The sequence below is a fragment of the Psychrobacter sp. I-STPA6b genome (assembly GCF_020662265.1).
GTDB lineage: Bacteria > Pseudomonadota > Gammaproteobacteria > Pseudomonadales > Moraxellaceae > Psychrobacter.
Window position 1 is genome coordinate 363,689 of the sequence record NZ_VEWM01000010.1, and the last position, 18,739, is coordinate 382,427.

The window sequence follows — 18,739 nt, forward strand, 5'->3', positions numbered from 1 at the left end:
CAGTATAACTTACGAAATATACAGTGAGTTCTTAACGCTTATCTAATCTATCAGCAAGCAAATTTCCGCATGCTTGAATAGAGATGACCATCACTGAAAGCATAATAACAATAAATATCATGACTTCTGTCTGATAGCGATAATAACCATAACGAATTGCTAAGTCACCCAAACCACCACCACCAATCATACCAGCCGCTGCTGAGTAAGAAAGCAAGCTAATACATAAGATAGTCACAGATAGTACCAGCCCTGAGCGTGCTTCGTTTAATAGCACTTTAATAATGGTAAAGGGTGTTGCTCCCATGGATTCGGTTGCTTCAATGATACCACGAGGCACTTCACGCAAGTTTTGTTCTACCAAACGGGCAAAATAAAATGAACCTGCAATGGCAAGCACTAAAGAAGCGGCAATAGGACCAATACCTGTACCAACAATGGCTTTGGTCATTGGACTCATTGCAATCATTAAAATAACGAAAGGAAAGGCGCGCATAAAGTTGGTAAAGCCACCAATGACCGCGTATAGCGGTTTGTTCTGAAAAAGCTGGCGGTCACTGGATAAAAACAAGAAGACACCAAATATGCCACCAATAACAATGGCTACAGTGGTGGAAATACCAAGCATAACAAAAGTATCTAAGGTCGCTTGCCAAATTTCTTTGCGCATATTCCACAGGCTTGCGACTGCTGAATCTAAGGTTAAAGGGGTACTTGCCATAAAAAATCCTTAGTCTTCTAGCACCAATCCACGCCCAATCGGTGTGGTAGCATGAATGGTATCACTATGAATATCAGCGACTTCGAGTAGTTTGCCTTGATGCAGTAGTGCGACTCGATGACAAAGACGACGAATGACACTCATTTCATGGGTCACAATCACGATGGTAACGCCAAGCTCTTCATTAATATTTTTCAGACAGGTTAAGAGGCTACGAGTTGTATCTGGGTCTAGAGCAGAGGTTGGTTCATCAGCAAGTAGCACTTTAGGATTAGGTGCGATGGCTCGGGCGATACCAACTCGCTGTTTTTGTCCACCAGAGAGCTGGGCAGGATAGTGCTTTGCACGATCTGTAAGATCGACAATTTCCAGACAGCTCATCACTCGCTGATAAATGTCTTTTTTGGGATAGCCAGAGACATGCAAGTTAAAGGCAACGTTATCAAAGACGGTACGATTAGCCATTAAATTAAACTGCTGAAATATCATACCAATATTATGCCGAGCGACACGTAATTGGCTGGCAGATAAGGTCATGAGATTTTCACCATCCACGATAACTTCTCCACTGTCTGGGCGTTCCAGTAGATTAATCAAACGTAGTAGGGTGGACTTTCCTGCACCAGAGTAGCCCATTAAGCCAAAAATTTCACCTTGATGAATTGTTAGTGAAGTTGGCTCAACAGCCGTAAACCAGCCTGCCTTATTGGAAGCACTTTTTGTGCTATCGCTTTGAAAGCGTTTGGTGACATCTTTTAAAACAATCATATCGCTCATGATAGCGCTCGGTTACCTATGGGGTCAGTTTGGCACAATAAAATAAAGCGTCATAATATAGCACAGTTGTCAAGCTTTGGATATGTTCAGCTGGCATGATGTTATTCAAGTAGTGAATAAGCATGGCAATTGGTTATTATTTTAAATAATAACATCAATAAATAGTAGGTTGCTGATAAGTGTTAGGCTAGCTTTGTTGTGATTTATGCTGTGTTTGAGTTGTTGGAACCGTGGTTGGTAGAATCACCAAAAATCGTGTATGCCCATGCAGTGTGTCCGTTAGGATTTTACCTTGATGTGCCTCAACAATCTGTGATACCAAAGATAGCCCAAGTCCTGAGCCTTTCTTTTGCTGTTGTAAGCGTACAAAAGGACTGAAAATATCTTGGCGCTTTTCTTCTGGAATACCTGTACCTTGGTCAATCACAGCAATTACCGCATATTGTGCTGGTATATCAGTGATATTCTTGGTTTTTTTCAGGCGTTTAGCAAAAGGGTTATCTGGTAGTAGGGTGCTACGAGCTGGTTTGTCAGATTTTTCTGTACTGTTGATGTCAGTACTGTTAGTAGCTTCTAAGTCAGTAGATATTTTTGGGTTATTAGATGCTTTCTTTTCAGTATGTTGTTGTGAGACTTCTTCAGTGATTTGCTGTAAAGCACGCTCTGCGATTTGATGAATATCAAGCATGATACCATCTTCAGTAGTGAAAACGTTATTTTCAGAAAAGTCTTCTGATTTATTGTTGTTAGTGGCTGGTTTATCCTTTGTCTCTTGGATGGTAGTAGAATTATCTATTGTCTGAGGGTCACTGTCTGTTAGTGGTAGATATTCTACGGACTCTATAATATGGGGAGGTACAATCTTCGCATCTGTAAGGGAAGTCACCCCATATACCTGTACTTCCATAGGTGGAATACCATGGATAACGGCATTATTTAGCAAGTTACGAATAAGATGTATCAATAGCTTGGGTTGCCCAGACATGATGACAGGCTCACCAATTAAAGTTGCCTCAGGATAGTGTTGGCATTCTTGTTTGACCAGTTCAAAGAGGTCTAATTTTTCTACTTGTTGTAAAGCATGACCAGCATCAAGTCGGCTGACTAACAGAATACTTTCAACCAAGTCATTTAGCCCAGTTAAGTCACGATTAATTGCTTGTGCGCGCTTATCAAATTTTTCTAGTGCAGATTCTGGTAGCTGCTGTGCAAGCATTGCCATCATTTCTACTTGCAGGCGAATACGGGTAATGGGAGTGCGTAACTCATGAGAGGCATGTGCTAATAGTAAGTTATTTGCACTGATGAGCTGTTCTATCTTTTGAGCCGCTTGGTTAAAGCCCTGTGCTAACGTTGCAATTTCATCATTACCTTTGACTGGTACACGGACACTGAAGTCACCATCACCAAGTTGACCCATTTGTCGACTCATCTGGTTGATACGCCATGTCATCGAGCGTGCAATCCACCATAAGAATAAAGTCATGATGGCAAGTAGTAATAGTGTGCCAGTAAAAAGATTGAGAGCAGCGCTTAATTGCGAGCGTTGAGGTGGGTTACGACTTTCATATAGTAAAATAAAGCCATGCTTACTATAGGTACGTACTTGGTTATCAACTGGAGTACCAGATAATGGTGGTATCATTTTTACGAGCAGCGATGGCTCAGGTGGCAGTTGTTTGGGCAAATCACTTTCATCTGTCTGTACAAGCAGATTCCCAGAGCTATCATATAGCCCCATTTTTGCTTGTAGGGAGTCATCAAAAATATCAAAGCTTTTTTTGATGACTGCTAGCATAAAGCGTGCTTTTAAACGATTACCTTGATTTGCTGCTGTATTAAGATCTTCTAAAAATGGATCTACTTGTGTCAATATTTGATCGGACAGAACCTGCCAGCGAGTATTGGCAGAGTTATCATGTACCAAATGTGTGAGCATGACCATCGCAATGGCAAACAGTATCAATGTCAGCATGACACTGGCAAACAACTTGCTAAAGACAGAGCGTAGTCCAATACGGTGCATCACAACTGTATTACCACCTGTTGCATATCATTATTTGGGGAACCATGACCATGGTACCCACTACATTACCAGCCATATACGCATAACTTAGCAACTTATACTTGGTCAGTGGCAAATTGATAGCCTACACCACGAACTGTGATGATACGTTTAGGCTGGCGAGGATTATCCTCAATGAGCGCACGTAGTCGTGAGATATGTACATCAATAGCACGATCAATGTTATCTGAGCTGTCATCATTTGGCATTGCCTGCCATAGCTGTTCACGATTGAGGACTTTACCAGCATGAGTGGCAAAATAGTGCAATAGTTGGAACTGGTGCGTGGTTAAGCGTACAGGTTGCTCATCAATGGTGACCTCATGGCTATCTGGGAACACACTCAATCTACCAAATGTTAGGCTGTCTGACTGACTGTCTGCCTGATTAGGCTGTTCATGGCGACGTAACACAGCACGGATACGTGCAAGCAACTCTCGAGGCTCAAATGGCTTAGCAATATAGTCATCAGCACCCATTTCTAAGCCTAAAACACGATCTGTTGTATCCCCTTTTGCAGTTAGCATGATAATGGGTACTTTGTTGGTTTGGCTATTTTTCTTACCACGTATCTGTTGGCAAACTTGCATACCATCCATATCAGGTAGCATGAGATCTAAGATAATTAAGTCAATCGCACGTTCTTTTGTATCTAGCGTATTTAAACCATCTTGTCCTGTCGCTGCATGATGCACCTCATAGTAGTTCATCGACAAGTAGTCTGCAATTAGCTCAGCTAAATCTGGATCATCTTCAATCAATAAAATCTGTTTGCTCATAAAACTCTACCTAAAATATTTGAATGATTATTGTCAGTAATAACGATATTATAGAAGTTGGCTACTGAAATATCTAAGATTTAGAACCAACTTGTGTTCATCTCATATCATGCCTAATATGTATGTTTCTTGACAAGACACAAAGTGTTACGGTTTCTATATTTTTCCTCTTATTGTAACGGAAATATGAGCTAAGATACATTTTTGCTAATAACTTACTAATAACTCATAGGAAAACTATGGCTTCCATTTACATAAAAGCACAAATGGCACAGCGTCGATTTTTATCATGTTAAGGTATGTTTTTGGCAATTAACTAGGGTCTGTTGAACAGTCATCGTTCTAGGAAAAACTTAGCCAATTTTTTCATAAAAGTAAAAACTGACTATATTCCTTGTAGATATTAGTCTAAAGGGGTAAAAGCTAAACAGCTCTTAATTCACAGAAGCCAGTTTTCCTTCAGCACTATTGGGTAAATCTGCCAGACATACTACGCTATCATTATTAATGCCTGAAACCAAATATTGCCCTGAACTTGCAAAATAGTCTACTACCTCAACGGGTTGTTGTATTAAGCGTTGATCTTGTTTAATGACCCAAACATAACCCTGAAGGGGCGTGGCAGGTCTTGGCTGTTTTGCTGTTAGTACGCTTAAATCAACACCATGAATGGCTTGCGCAGGTAAACGAACCCCAACTTGAATCTGACCATATTCAATGGTCATACTTGCTTGCATACCAGATTTTAAATGAGCTTGACTGACTTTATTTTGTGCTACTGGAGCATGAACAATCAGTGTGTTCTGCTCTATATTTGGAACAATCTTACTAATCTGCCCTGTAAAGTTATCATGAGTGTTATGAATGGTAAAATTGACATTTTGTCCGATAGAGAGCTGAGACTGGCTGCTAAGTGGTAATGTACCAAGTAACTGCAACTGCTTAGTATCGGTTATCTTCATCAAAACATGATTCTTTTCTACCGAGTCTAGCGTAGTATCCAGTTCACTGACTGTACCTGCAAATGGTGCTTTTAAAGTAATAACATTTGGTGACGACTGCGCTGATTTCTCATTTTCCTTTGTGTTTCCTTGAGTGGTCAGATGTGCTTCCAAGTCCTCAATCTCATTGACGACATCGTCCGTAATTTCCATGATTTCATGGGTTGCCTTATCGGTTTGCTCTATGACATCCTCTCCATCTATTGCACGGGGCAACGTATCATTAAACTCATCAATATTGACCTCATCAGCCTCTTTAGTTGTTAAAGCTTGACTGACGCGCAATGAGATCAAAGGCTGTCCTTTTTTTACCCACTCTCCAGATGTGACATCAACAGATAATATGGTGGCATCACTGGGCGCAACTATTGTAGTTTGAGCGATTGGAATCAGTAGACCATGTACATTAAAGCTAGGTTGATATCGCTCAGGATTGGTAGTCATAACTGCATCTTTACTTAATATGACTTTTTGATCTTGTATAACATAAGCTTGGTCTGCCAGTACTGCAGTATCTGATTGATTGCAACCAGTTAAGCTAACTAAAACAACAAACCCAGTAAATAGAGACCAAACTTGCTGTCGCAAACGTTGTTGACGATGATATCGTGGCTGTTTTGGGCAGATTGGATGTTGCATTATTGAGTACCGCATAGCAATCCTTAGTAGTTATTTTATTTGGTACAGAAATATGGCATTATGACGTATGGATATTTAGTATTCATCATAAGTATTTGCATAAAATTGTAGCTGGTTTACTATGTAAGCACATATATAATACCGTTGATAAATTTGACTGGTCATTCGATATGTGGAGATAAAATGAATGCTATAGTTATTTTACACGTCAGTCGGTTATAACTGATACTGAGTGAACTTAATTAAATAAGTCATTAAAAGTTTGTCACTTTATAGATAATATAAGACATTTTATAACGTATTAAAATAACAAAGCCTCGAAAGTTTCAAAGCAACCGGTTATCATATATCTTAATGCACCTACATAAATAACCTCTCTTTCTTCTGAAATATAGGTGGAAAAGTTGCGATGTTTGTGCTAAAAATGGCAGCAATGTAAACAAATTGTCGAGCTTAAATGATTTTTTGAAAGATTAATGTGTACCTGTATTGCTGAATAATAGCAAAATATACATTTGCCATTAATGATAGATAAATATATCAATTTTAAGCTGACTGTGATGAGAGTTGATATAAATAGGATAAACAGAATGAGCATAAATTTTAATGGTCTAAAAGTCATGGTAATTGATGATTCAAAGACGATTCGACGTACCGCAGAAACTTTACTACAAAAAGCAGGCTGTGAGGTCGTGACAGCAGTGGATGGTTTTGATGCTCTGGCAAAGATTGCAGATAATAATCCAAACATTATCTTCGTGGATATTATGATGCCACGACTAGACGGGTATCAAACTTGTGCATTAATTAAAAACAACCCTGATTATGCACAGACGCCAGTTATCATGCTGTCATCAAAAGATGGACTATTTGATAAAGCACGTGGACGTATTGTTGGATCAGATGAATATTTAACTAAGCCATTTAGTAAAGATGAGCTATTTGAGACGATTCAGCAGTATCAGTAATATAATACGATTTGAGTTTTATAGATAATATATAAGTATAAAAGAATCTATAATAATGACCATCTCACCTGTCAGTTACGATAACTTACATTAGCAATAGCCTACCTTATTGTGTTCAATACACTTTAAAAATGACAAAAGCTGTGGTGTGGTGTTAATAAGAAGATTATTTACGCAACAAGGTAGGGTAGCACTTACTTGATAAATAAAGGTTTGAGATTATGACAAAAATACTCGTTATTGACGACTCTCCCTCAGAGATGGCTAAGTTTCGAGAGATGCTTGGTAAAAATAACCTTGAAATAATAGAGGCGACCAATGGTGAGCAAGGTTGCCAGCTGGCTATAGAGCATCAGCCAGACGTTATTTTGATGGATGTGGTGATGCCTGAAATGAATGGCTTTCAGGCAACGCGCAAAATCACTCGTGATAAGCAAACGGCTCATATTCCCGTAGTTATTATTAGCACTAAAAATCAAGAGACAGATCGGGTATGGGGAAAACGTCAAGGAGCAAAAGACTACTTGACCAAACCGGTTGATGAGCAAGAGCTTATGCAAGTTATCCACTCGGTAATGGAGTAGTATTTTGGCATCACGTGGATTTATTGAATTACTGAGACTGGCTGATTTAGCTAAATCACGCTCAAGTGGACGACACAGTACCAGTCAATCACAATGGCTGGGTGTGGTCTTTGATGTGGCCGGTCAGCGTCTTATTGCTCCCATGGGCGAGATAACTGAGGTCTTGGCATTACCTGAGATTACTCCCATACCGCTGGCGCAACCTTGGTTAATAGGAGTTGCCAATGTCCGTGGACGGCTACTACCTATTACCGATTTAGCAAAGTTTTTAGGCTTAAGCTCTGTAGCTGGTTCACAGGCAAATCGTAAGGTGATGGTGATTGATCAAGCTAATATTTATTCTGGATTATTGGTTGATCAAGTATTGGGTATTCAGCAGTTTGATATTTCTCAATATGAGGCTGTAGCATTACCTGCTGAGTCTCCATTTCTACCATATAACCATGGTAGGTTTGTTAGAGATGAAAAATTTTGGTATGTATTTATGCCAAGTTTATTGGCAAAAGATAACAACTACCTAGAAGCGGCTATTTAGTTGGTTTGCATTTAGTATCAAAAGAATAGTAACGAATTAATAAAGAAAACTGACAGCCATAATAATTTGTATAGAAGTTCTTTATTTAGCTTTGGTGTATTAACTATTAATATATCTATAATAATACTGTCTATAACTGTGATACAAACAGTGGTACATAGGTAGCACTGTAGAACTAAAAAAATAGCTTGGTAATCAACTTATTTTGGATGTGATATCAGATTTGCTCGTTGTAAAGTGTGCTATCCACACACTACTTCCTTGTCATTGTGTTTCCCTTTGTTTCTTGTAGGACTCAAGAGCAAATTCGTCAAGCAAGGAAACGACCTGCTTTTATATATGAATAAATTTGTAATTTATCGAATTTTCGAGGACGAAATGCCATGAGTGTTGACATAAATACGGCTAAAAAGAAAGTAAGAAGAACCAAATCACCTACACTTGGAAAAGAGCAAAAAAGATGGATGGGCTTACTATGGTTGTTTGCTGCCATCTCTGTTATTAGCCTAGTTGCATTGGCCATTTATTTGAGTCGGGTGAATGAGTATATCAATAATGTGAATCAGTTGGAGCTGTATTCTGCACGCATTGCTAATGATGCAAATAAAGCAACATTGTCACAAGATTATGAAATCAGCTCGGCAGGTTATGATAACCTGCAAAAAGATATGCAAAAATATGAGCAAGCTCTTAATCAGGTTCGACTACATGCTCTAGAAAATCAGAATGTGTATAGTCAACTATTGCAACAGTGGCAAAAAAGTAAGGTACAAGCACAAACCTTATTAGATAGTCGTAATAATGCCAATGTATTGCAAGATCTAAAAGATCAGGTTAATGAAGCTTCTGGCTCGATTCAAGGTGCATACAATACAGCAGCTGAACAGGCAAGTGAAGCAGGTGTGGCGGCTGAACAAATTAATACTTTCCAAGTACAGTCAGAACGTGCAGAAAAAATGAGCCAAGCTTTTGGAAAGATGACGGTAGACCCTGATGCTACAAGTGATGCTTTCAAAAGCTTATCGCAAGAGTTTGCACAAACACTTGATCAGCAACTACTTAGTATGGGGGCACAAATTCCTGCACTACAAGAAGTGGCTCAGATATATACTCAAATGATTGCACCTATTGTGCAAGATATCTCAAACCTTAACAACTCTCCATCAGCTCAAAGCTTTACTCAAGCCCGTGCTTTGAATGAGATGGCTGTCAATACTCAAAAACAACTAGATACCATTAATAGAAACCTATTGGCTCACCCTTATGTTATGTGGTCAGCATTAGGCTTCTTAGTTGGTCTGGTTGGAATGCTTTTCTCCTTATACCGCTTGTATAAAGTTCGTGGCTCAACTCAGCAGTTATTGGTTGAAAGTGAGACATTACGTCAACGACAAAACATGCAGGTAGAGTCAGAGCGTGCACGAAAAATCCAAGAAGAAAACGAACGTAACCAGATGGCGATTTTACGTTTATTAGATGAGCTTGGAGACTTGGCAGAAGGTGACTTGACAGTTAATGCGACGGTATCAGAAGACTTTACAGGGGCAATTGCTGACTCCGTAAACTTCGCGATTGACCAACTACGTCAGTTAGTATTAGCAATTAACACGACGGCTGTTCGAGTTGCACAATCTTCAGAAGAAACACAGTTAACAGCGGTAGAGCTTGCCGAGGCATCTGAGCATCAGGCACAAGAGATTGCGGGTGTATCTGCAGCGATTAACGAAATGGCAGTATCTATTGACCAAGTATCTGCAAACGCCGCTGAGTCAACGTCGGTTGCACAACGTTCGGTTGCGATTGCGCATAATGGAGCAGAAGTTGTACAGCGCTCTATTGAGGGTATGAACACCATTCGTGAGCAGATTCAGGAGACTTCAAAACGTATTAAACGCTTGGGTGAGTCATCGCAAGAGATTGGTGATATCGTTGGATTGATTAATGACATTGCTGACCAAACGAACGTACTGGCATTGAACGCTGCTATTCAGGCATCGATGGCAGGGGAAGCGGGTCGAGGCTTTGCGGTTGTTGCTGATGAGGTACAGCGTCTGGCAGAACGTTCTGCAAATGCGACCAAGCAGATTGAAACACTGGTTAAGACGATTCAGGCAGATACCAATGAAGCGGTTATGTCAATGGAATCAACGACTACTGAGGTAGTACGTGGTGCACGCTTGGCAAAAGATGCAGGTGAGGCACTTGAAGAAGTTCAAACGGTATCCAATACATTGGCGGACTTGATTCAAAACATTTCGAATGCGGCACAACAGCAGGCATCATCTGCTGGTCATATTTCAAAAACGATGAATATTATTCAAGATATTACATCGCAGACTTCTTCAGGTACATTGGCAACAGCGCGTTCAGTTGGACAGCTAAATGAGATGGCGGCTGCACTACAAGAGTCTGTATCTGGCTTTAAACTTGATGAGACTGAAGAAGAAATTGATGGCTTTTCATAATGTTGAGTCATGATTAGTTTATTAAGAATACATAGAGATCATGCAGTTGTAGATTATCTAGATTTGTTTAGATGTTTAATAGATATGATGATTTATTATATTGCATGATAATGATAGAAGGAGCAGTGAACAAATTGGGTCAGTAGATTTGTTAATTACATACCTAATATGTGCTGCCCTTTTTATCTTTAATTGATGGTGTATTTTATAGATTGAATAGTAATAATCTTATGTGAGTATGAAGTAAAGATAATGAAGTTGTCTTTAATAAGTTTATTACATTAGGGTTTCAATCAGTTAAATATAAAAAGTGGTGACACAGTAAATATGACACATCATAAGGATAGTCAGCTAACATCGCCGTTGACCTCTTCGCTAACGATGACTCAAATGTCAAACTGGCAAAGTTATATTGAGCAAAAAGTTGGTTTTGTGTTGCCCACCCGTCAAGAGCATTGGTTACATCGGGCAATATTGGCAGTTGCCAAAAATAATGCAATGAGTGTAGATGCATTATTTGCTGCGGTACAAACTGATGAGCAAATGTGGCAGCAAGTTATTGCAACGGTATTAATCCCAGAGAGTAGGTTTTTTCGGCATATTGAGACTCTCAATTATATTTCACAGTGTGCTGATGATAGTATGGGAAGTTGCCGAGTGTGGAGTGTCGGCTGTGCAAATGGTCAAGAAATTTGGTCATTGGCAATGGTTATGCAAGCAGACAATCATCGGTTTGAGCTTTGGGGGTCTGATGTTAATAAAGCAGCCATAGAGTATGCAACACATGGTCGATATGCCATACGATATTTACAAGAAATACCAGAACAGTATCATCACTTTGCTCTGAAATCAGAGCAAGAAAAAAGTAGTCGTTATTGGTATATGAGTGATAGGTTACGGGATTCAGTACAGTTTTTTCAGCACAATATTTTTTCAGAGCCATTGCCTAGCTTGCCCAAAATGAATGTCATTTTATGCCAAAACGTCTTAATTTATTTTCGTCAGTTTGACCAAAGAGATATTTTGTTTCGTTTGGTTCAACAGTTAGAAGTAGGTGGGTATTTAGTGTTAGCACCAGGAGAAGCTTCGTTTTGGCAACATCCGCAAATGCGACGTATTCGCCACTCAGCAGTCAACGTTTGGCAAAAAATAGACTCTAATAATAACCTTTTTTGAGAATATACGACTCTGTAATAAACGATGAAATAGTAGTAGAGAAGTTCAGCCAGTCGTTGTTTTGCATTTAATTATTAAATCATTAGGAAAAATCGATGATAAATTCCTCTAATACCTTAGTCACGACCGAATGGTTGATGCCACATATTCAAGAGCAGATGGAAAGCCTGCATCAGCGCTGGAAAGATGCGGATGCGTCAACAGATTTTTCTAGTTTGTCTTCAGACTATTTACATTTAATGGGGACATTTAAGGTTGCTAACCTATCTGTATTTTCACAGTTTACAGCTTCTATTGCAGCATTGGCAGCAGCAATGGACAATCATTCCCTTGATATTAGTTATAGCTATACGGCGCTGTCTGCTAGTGAGTTAATGTTGCATGAGATAGATAATTACGTGCGCACAGGAACGTATCGTTACCGCTTGCTACACCATCGTTATGACTATTTGCGTCAGCTACTTAATAGCCATCCTGTTGAGCTTGCTGTACCTGATGAGAGTTTAGATGGTGAGGAGCTATTACCACATAAGTTACCTGCATTTGATGAAAGCTCAGTTAAAGCTGTACCAGAAGAAGTCGAAGCTGGCTCTAAAAATATGAGCTACTATGTGGATTTACCAGAGTTTGATAATACAAAAGCTTTGACAGCATCTCAGCGCCAATCACTTTCTGTCGCATGGCGCTATGCTACTCAGCAACTACTTATTAAAAATCAAAATGACCCAGTTATATTGGAGCAGTTGCGTCAAGTTGCTCAATTTTTCTTAGATGATGCAGTGACGCAAAATCTGGAAACTGTTTCTAAGCTTTGGTATTTAACTACCATATGGATTGATGGATTAAGCTTAAACTCAGCACCATTACCAGCAAACTATGCATATTTGCTGGCAGATATTGATCAAGTTATTCTCATGCCGTGGGAGCAGTCTGAGCTATCTACAATGGCCTTAGTAGATGACTTGTTACTTGAGGTATATATTCAGTTAAAAGGTCTTGTTAATACTAGCGAAAGTATTGATAAGAACTTAGATCATATTCATAAAGGGCTACAGCAAGGTGGAGTATTCTTATTACGCCTATTATCCCAACTAGAGCAACTTATTTTTAATTTGGATAATCCTAAGGCGATTGTAGCACCTTTGCAGGATTTGAAGCGCCAGCTTATCCAGCGTGGTTGGTCGTTATATAAAGGTCAGTTTGACTTGGTTATTGAAGATTTGACGGCTTGTCTTGAACAGCCAGAGCTGTTAGATGAGTTGCGCTGGCAAATTGAGCGTCAGTTACAGGATTTATATGCTGATATCTTTAATATGTATCAGACCATTGAGGCTCAGATTGGTCATAGTCAGGCGTTTTATAGCTATCATCAGATTGAAAAAGCAGAAACAAAAGAAAAAGATGCTGAGCAAGATGCTATCCATGTTCAGACTTACTCAGGTGTATTACGAGAAGTACGTATTACTGTTGAAAATATTAAGTTGGCATTTAATGAGTATTTGCACCAGCATAGCATTGAGTCGTTGCCAACGGAGTCTCAGTTTCAGGTCTTAAGAAGAGCCTTCAAAGATATTGGCTTGCCAGATGCAATCAGTATTATTGAGCAGTATGAACAGATTTTGTCTGTATTGAAGTCAAAAAATATCACGCACATTACGTGGAAGATGTCTGATGCTATGACTGAAGGTCTGGCAGTGATTGAGCTGTTCTTGGACTATCTAGCACAGCAATCTTTACATTCTGAGCTACTTAAAAAAGCACAGCATTATATTGATGAGGCGAATCGTCATTTAGCTGATTTGACAGATACTTCGGTAACTTTCGCACATGATGAGTTTGTGCAGTTACATGATAAGAAGATATATGGTGGCGTATTATACGATGATTCTGGTGAGATTATTACTGAGACAGTTGAGCCAGAGTCTCTGTTAGATGCTCAGTCATCAGAGCAACCATCGGCTACTGCTGACTCTGATAGCTTAGAGATAGACTTTGATTATAATCCATTGATGGATGCCAGTATTGTTGACACAAATGCTGAGCAGGTAGAGTTGACTACTGCTGATAGTTACTCAGAAAGTGAGGCATTGCAGGCTGCTCGTGAAAAGTTAAAGGATGATGACTTTGATGTCGATGAAGATATAAGAGAGATCTTCATTGAAGAAGCAGAAGAAGTGTTAGAGCATATGGACACTTACTTGCCATCTTGGAAGCAAAACCCACAAGATTTAACACCATTGGCAGAAGTTCGTCGCGGTTTCCATACGTTGAAAGGTTCAGGACGTATGGTGGGTGCGCATAATACTGGTGAGATGGCATGGGCGGTGGAAAATCTGCTCAATCGAGTTTTAGATAAAACGTTACCCGTTAGTGATGAGTTGGTTGATTTTATTATTGATACCAAGGCGCTAATTCCAACATTGGTATCAGATTTTGCTCAGCGCCAACCCCCTTCTATAGACCCTGCTGTTACTGTCTTAAAAGCGACAAATCTATTGGCTGGAAACCCCATTAATGAAGGGTTGAATGAGAGTGAAAATAGCCAGACAGTAGTACAGGATACGCTGGTATCAGACGATGTGGCAAACTCTCAAACATCAGATGCAGATATATCTGAGCAGGCAGTAGAGCTTCCCATCGTATTAATGCCTTATCTGGAGTCAGTGGAGTTGCCTAATGACGGTGGTGATATTGACGAAGATATTAAAGAGATATTTATTGAAGAAGCCAGAGAGGTCTTAGAATCAATTACGCCAACATTTAATCAGTGGTGTCATGAGCCTAATGAAATAGAGTTGTTAGTTGAAGTCCGTCGCGGTTTCCATACTTTGAAAGGCTCAGGACGGATGGTTGGTGCAAATCATACAGGTGAGCTGGCATGGTCGATTGAGAATATGTTGAATCGAGTGCTGGATCATAGTATTGAAGCTAATCTGGGTATACAGGCATTAGTTGCTGATGTTTTGGCAGCTTATCCAGATATGGTAACAACGTTTGAGGCTGGAAAAACAGACTATCCTAAAGAGGCACAACTATGGGCGGCATGTGCGCAAGCGTATAGTAAAAAGCATGGTGATGATTTTGATTATCGTGATGTGAGACATAGTGTTGCAACCAATGCTTCGATACTAAATATTGGTGATACAGATGCTAAATTAAATGATAAAAATGAAATTACTCATAATATTTTACAGTCATTAAATTCAGCAAATGAGCGGATGGCTGGTGTTGCTGATAGTGGCGTTGTTATTGACTCAGAAGAGCAACAGTTTAATGAAATTTTCTTAGAAGAAGCTTCTGAGCTGGTGGCGCAGATAGAAAGCTTTATTGTTGAAAATCAAGGCAAGGATAGCATTGCTGTAGATGATGAGGTTGTGCGAGCTTTCCATACATTGCGTGGTGCATCAGGTAGTCATTCATTGCAAGCCATTAGTGATGTTAGTACAACAGTTGAGCATAGCTTAGATTTATTGCAGAAGTTTGATGAGCCAATGAATGCTAAGCATTTACAGGCAGTGAAACAGTCAGTAGAGTTGATTAAGAGTTATATTGCTGACTTCCAATCTGCAAGTATATCTGATGCAAGTACTGCTGAACTTATCGGTGAGCAAGAGCAGACAACATTAGATAGTCAGCAAAAAGTAGAAGCCTTACAGGTCATGTTCGATGAGTCGTCTCCTGAAGAAAGTGCTCATGAAGTTACATTTAGTGTGGCAGATATTTTAAGTCATGATATTGATGATTTGTTGGATGCAGAGTGGGAGTTGGAAGCTCAGCTTTCTCAAGCTCAAGAAGAGCAGGTGGTGGAATATACACAGAGTATGGTGGGTCAAATTGACCTCATGCTCGAACGAGTAAGTGCGTCGAAGAAATTTGTTCAAATATTAGAAGCATTAAAAGCTGTCTATCAGTTGCTTACTACCAAGCCTATATTAATAGCTCATGCAGATAATGATACGATTATTAAGGCATTATTAGCAGGGCATGCTCAGTTAACAGGTCTTTTGGACTCTATTGCCGGTAGTATGGCATTACGGTTAGATGAGTCAGTAGTTACACAGCTACATGAGATTGCGACTGCATACTCTCAAATAGAAGGTGTGGGTGATGCACCAGTCGTTTTAGAAATTGAACCAATTAATACAGATGAAGAGTTATTAGAAATTTTCTTAGATGAAGCACAAGAGCTAGATGCTGATATTCATCGTATTTTTGGTGAGTGGCAACAAGCGCCAGAAGATACAGAGTTGTTGAAGGTGTTACAGCGTCACTTGCACACTGTAAAAGGTGGTGCTCGTATGGCAGGTATCGCCAGTATTGGTGACTTGACTCATGAGGCAGAAACTATCTATGAACAGTTTGTTACTGGGTTGTTGACTCCGACACCTGAGTGGGTTCGGGCTATGCAAGGTGTACAGGATACCTTGTCATTACAGATTGAGCATGTTATCCAGCAGAACCAGTCATTTTTCGCTCATGCTCTAGTAGCACAGTTGCATGAATTATTAAGTGTAAAACAGATTCCTGAGGACTTCCATTTAGCATTACCTGTCTTCTCAGAAGAAGAAAATGTTAATGAGGTGGAAGTAGAAGAGGCGGAAAGTGCGGTTATTGCACCACCAGTGAGTCAGTATGAGCAGCTGGTTGTCACTTCTTGGGGTGATGAGCAACCAGATGCTGATATTCTGCAAGTATTCTTAGAAGAAGCCCAAGAGCTGATTGAAAGTAGTATGCAGTCTTTGCAAAACTTCCGTAGTAATACAGGTGATATCAATGTATTACAGGAACTACAGCGTGACTTACATACAATGAAAGGTGGTGCGCGTATGATCTTGGCCAATGGTGTGGCAGATCTGGCGCATCAGATGGAGACGGTCTATGAAGATCTATATAGCCGTCGCCGTCCAGCAACAAAATTACTGATACAACTGTTGTTGGCTTGCCATGATTGGTTAGCAAGTGCAGTACAGCTGTTGATTCATCATATTAATCCACCAGAGCCCACTGAGCTGGTCGATGCACTAAAACAGTTTAGTAAAGATCCTGATAGTTTGTATGAAGTACCAGAGCAGTCATTGGAGGCATACTTTGAAATTATTGCTGAGCATGAGTTAGAGCAGAAGAATAAGCATACATTGCATGATATTGATAACCCACCACCAATGTTGGGTGAATTCAATAAGGCGCAAGATCAAAGTATGCTGAATAATGAGATGATTCGTATCTCAGCTGGCCTGATGGAACGAATGATTAACCTATCAGGTGAGGCAGCAATTAACCGTGCTCGTATTGATATGGGTGTGACCAGTCTTACCAATACGATTGAAGAGATGGGTGTGACGGTACAACGTCTTGCAGATCAGCTTCGTCGTATGGATATTGAGCTTGAAGCACAGATTCTATCGCAGATTGATGAAGAAGAGCTTTTAAATAGTGAAGACTTTGACCCATTAGAGATGGACCAATACTCTTCATTAAATCAGTTGTCAAAATCACTGTCAGAATCAGCATCGGATTTGTTAGATATTAAAACAACGATGATTGATAAAACACGTGATGCGGAAAACTTATTGTTGCAATTGTCTCGGACACAGACGGAGCTACAAGATGGGTTAATGAACTCTCGAATGGTTCCTTTCTCTAGATTGGCACCTCGTCTACAGCGTATTGTTCGTCAAACAGCAAATGAGTTGCATAAGAGTGTTGAGCTACATATTATCAATGCTGATGATGAAATGGACAGAACGATTCTTGAGCGTATCACTTCGCCGTTGGAGCATATGTTACGAAATGCTGTTGACCATGGTATTGAGATACCTCAAAAGCGTGAGGAGTTAGGTAAAGAGCGTACAGGACAGATTACCCTTGAAATCTTGCGTGAAGGTAGTGAGATAGTTATTCATCTTAGTGATGATGGTAGCGGTATTGATGTGAATGCTGTACGTCAAAAGGCTATTTCACAAGGACTAATTAAAGAAAATGATGACACATTGACTGATCTAGATGTCATGCAGTATATCTTTAATGCAGGTCTAACTACGACGAAGAAAGTAACACAAATCTCAGGTCGTGGCGTGGGTATGGATGTAGTACAAAGTGAGGTTCGCCAGTTGGGTGGTACCGTATCTGTAGAATCTTCACAAGATATTGGCTCTCGCTTCTCAATGCGTGTACCTTTGACAGTTGCTATTTCTGATGCCTTGGTAGTTCGAGTAGCAGATCGCTATTATGCCGTTCCTTTGGTACAGATTGAGCGTGTTGTTCGAGTCAACCCAGAGTCCTTATTTGAGTTTTATCAGTCAAATGAGTCTGTCTTTGAAATAGAAGGCACGGATTATCGTTTACGTTACCTCAATGAGTTGTTATCTGGTACAACGTTAAATCAGTTGGCCGTAACTAACAATGTGAGCTCGCCAATTATTATTATTAAGAACCAAACTGGTCAACAGTTGGCGGTGCAAGTAGACGAGATTTCTGGTTCGCGTATTGAGGTTGTGGTCAAGCCTTTAGGTCGACAGCTTTCACATATCTCAGGAATATCTTCAGCAACCATCATGGGTGATGGTTCGGTTATGCTGATTTTAGACTTGATGGCATTGATGCGGAATGCTTCGATTCGGACTGTTTCTGAAACACCAACAGCGAAAGTTGAAAAGACTCGTCCAACTATATTGGTTGTGGATGACTCTGTGACAGTACGTAAAGTAACGTCTCGTCTACTTGAACGTCAAGGCTTTACTGCTCATGTTGCAAAAGATGGTATTGATGCTATTGAGATATTACAGGAGTTAACACCGGACTTGATTCTACTTGATATTGAAATGCCACGTATGGATGGATTTGAGGTTGCGACACAAGTGCGTCATGATCCAAGACTCAAATCAATACCAATTATTATGATTACCTCAAGAACAGGAGATAAGCATAGAGAGCGGGCATTTGAGATTGGTGTGAACGAATATATGGGTAAGCCTTTCCAAGAAGCACAGCTTATCTCAACAATTCAAGGCTGGTTAGAACAATAGGCAT

At 39.9% G+C, this 18,739-nt stretch carries 11 protein-coding genes; 6 read left to right on the forward strand and 5 right to left on the reverse strand.

Annotation, left to right across the window (positions count from 1 at the left end):
* Window positions 1-31: 31 nt before the first annotated feature.
* The 5 genes from FHK88_RS01900 to FHK88_RS01920 all read right to left on the reverse strand — a co-directional run bounded on the left by FHK88_RS01900 (window position 32) and on the right by FHK88_RS01920 (window position 5,997).
* Window positions 32-670, reverse strand: coding sequence for a methionine ABC transporter permease (locus FHK88_RS01900; protein WP_264480579.1), 639 nt, complete (start codon window positions 668-670; stop codon window positions 32-34).
* Between the two features lie 60 nt (window positions 671-730).
* Window positions 731-1,498 carry a methionine ABC transporter ATP-binding protein gene (locus tag FHK88_RS01905; RefSeq protein ID WP_227429085.1) on the reverse strand — a complete coding sequence of 256 codons (768 nt, stop codon included), beginning with the start codon at window positions 1,496-1,498 and terminating at the stop codon, window positions 731-733.
* Between the two features lie 187 nt (window positions 1,499-1,685).
* Window positions 1,686-3,524, reverse strand: coding sequence for a sensor histidine kinase (locus tag FHK88_RS01910; RefSeq protein WP_227429198.1), 1,839 nt, complete (start codon window positions 3,522-3,524; stop codon window positions 1,686-1,688).
* A 95-nt stretch (window positions 3,525-3,619) separates the two neighbouring features.
* Window positions 3,620-4,342 (reverse strand): response regulator transcription factor, encoded by a 723-nt coding sequence (locus FHK88_RS01915; RefSeq protein ID WP_227429086.1) that lies wholly within the window; start codon window positions 4,340-4,342, stop codon window positions 3,620-3,622.
* 434 nt (window positions 4,343-4,776) lie between these two features.
* A complete protein-coding gene (locus FHK88_RS01920; RefSeq protein ID WP_227429087.1) occupies window positions 4,777-5,997 on the reverse strand; it encodes an efflux RND transporter periplasmic adaptor subunit in 1,221 nt (406 codons plus the stop codon).
* A 575-nt stretch (window positions 5,998-6,572) separates the two neighbouring features.
* Between FHK88_RS01920 and pilG the strand changes: the two genes are divergently transcribed.
* From pilG to FHK88_RS01950, 6 genes are all read left to right on the forward strand, one after another.
* Window positions 6,573-6,950 (forward strand): twitching motility response regulator PilG, encoded by a 378-nt coding sequence (gene pilG / locus FHK88_RS01925; RefSeq protein WP_227429088.1) that lies wholly within the window; start codon window positions 6,573-6,575, stop codon window positions 6,948-6,950.
* A gap of 221 nt (window positions 6,951-7,171) precedes the next feature.
* Complete coding sequence (locus FHK88_RS01930; protein WP_227429089.1) at window positions 7,172-7,534, forward strand: response regulator; 363 nt, start codon at window positions 7,172-7,174, stop codon at window positions 7,532-7,534.
* 4 nt (window positions 7,535-7,538) lie between these two features.
* Window positions 7,539-8,069, forward strand: coding sequence for a chemotaxis protein CheW (locus FHK88_RS01935; RefSeq protein WP_227429090.1), 531 nt, complete (start codon window positions 7,539-7,541; stop codon window positions 8,067-8,069).
* Between the two features lie 383 nt (window positions 8,070-8,452).
* Window positions 8,453-10,534 (forward strand): methyl-accepting chemotaxis protein, encoded by a 2,082-nt coding sequence (locus FHK88_RS01940; RefSeq protein ID WP_264480574.1) that lies wholly within the window; start codon window positions 8,453-8,455, stop codon window positions 10,532-10,534.
* A gap of 327 nt (window positions 10,535-10,861) precedes the next feature.
* Window positions 10,862-11,710: a CheR family methyltransferase gene (locus FHK88_RS01945; protein ID WP_227429091.1), complete on the forward strand. Its 849-nt coding sequence runs from the start codon at window positions 10,862-10,864 to the stop codon at window positions 11,708-11,710.
* A 95-nt stretch (window positions 11,711-11,805) separates the two neighbouring features.
* Window positions 11,806-18,735 (forward strand): Hpt domain-containing protein, encoded by a 6,930-nt coding sequence (locus FHK88_RS01950; protein WP_227429092.1) that lies wholly within the window; start codon window positions 11,806-11,808, stop codon window positions 18,733-18,735.
* Window positions 18,736-18,739: the final 4 nt, after the last annotated feature.

What these genes read in the sequence shown, in the direction of transcription:
- FHK88_RS01915 (WP_227429086.1), bottom strand. Translation starts at nt 4,342, where the DNA reads ATGAGCAAACAGATTTTATTGATTGAAGATGATCCAGATTTAGCTGAG.
- FHK88_RS01940 (WP_264480574.1), top strand. Translation starts at nt 8,453, where the DNA reads ATGAGTGTTGACATAAATACGGCTAAAAAGAAAGTAAGAAGAACCAAA.
- pilG (WP_227429088.1), top strand. Translation starts at nt 6,573, where the DNA reads ATGAGCATAAATTTTAATGGTCTAAAAGTCATGGTAATTGATGATTCA.
- FHK88_RS01920 (WP_227429087.1), bottom strand. Translation starts at nt 5,997, where the DNA reads ATGCGGTACTCAATAATGCAACATCCAATCTGCCCAAAACAGCCACGA.
- FHK88_RS01950 (WP_227429092.1), top strand. Translation starts at nt 11,806, where the DNA reads ATGATAAATTCCTCTAATACCTTAGTCACGACCGAATGGTTGATGCCA.
- FHK88_RS01905 (WP_227429085.1), bottom strand. Translation starts at nt 1,498, where the DNA reads ATGAGCGATATGATTGTTTTAAAAGATGTCACCAAACGCTTTCAAAGC.
- FHK88_RS01910 (WP_227429198.1), bottom strand. Translation starts at nt 3,524, where the DNA reads ATGCACCGTATTGGACTACGCTCTGTCTTTAGCAAGTTGTTTGCCAGT.
- FHK88_RS01900 (WP_264480579.1), bottom strand. Translation starts at nt 670, where the DNA reads ATGCGCAAAGAAATTTGGCAAGCGACCTTAGATACTTTTGTTATGCTT.
- FHK88_RS01930 (WP_227429089.1), top strand. Translation starts at nt 7,172, where the DNA reads ATGACAAAAATACTCGTTATTGACGACTCTCCCTCAGAGATGGCTAAG.
- FHK88_RS01945 (WP_227429091.1), top strand. Translation starts at nt 10,862, where the DNA reads ATGACACATCATAAGGATAGTCAGCTAACATCGCCGTTGACCTCTTCG.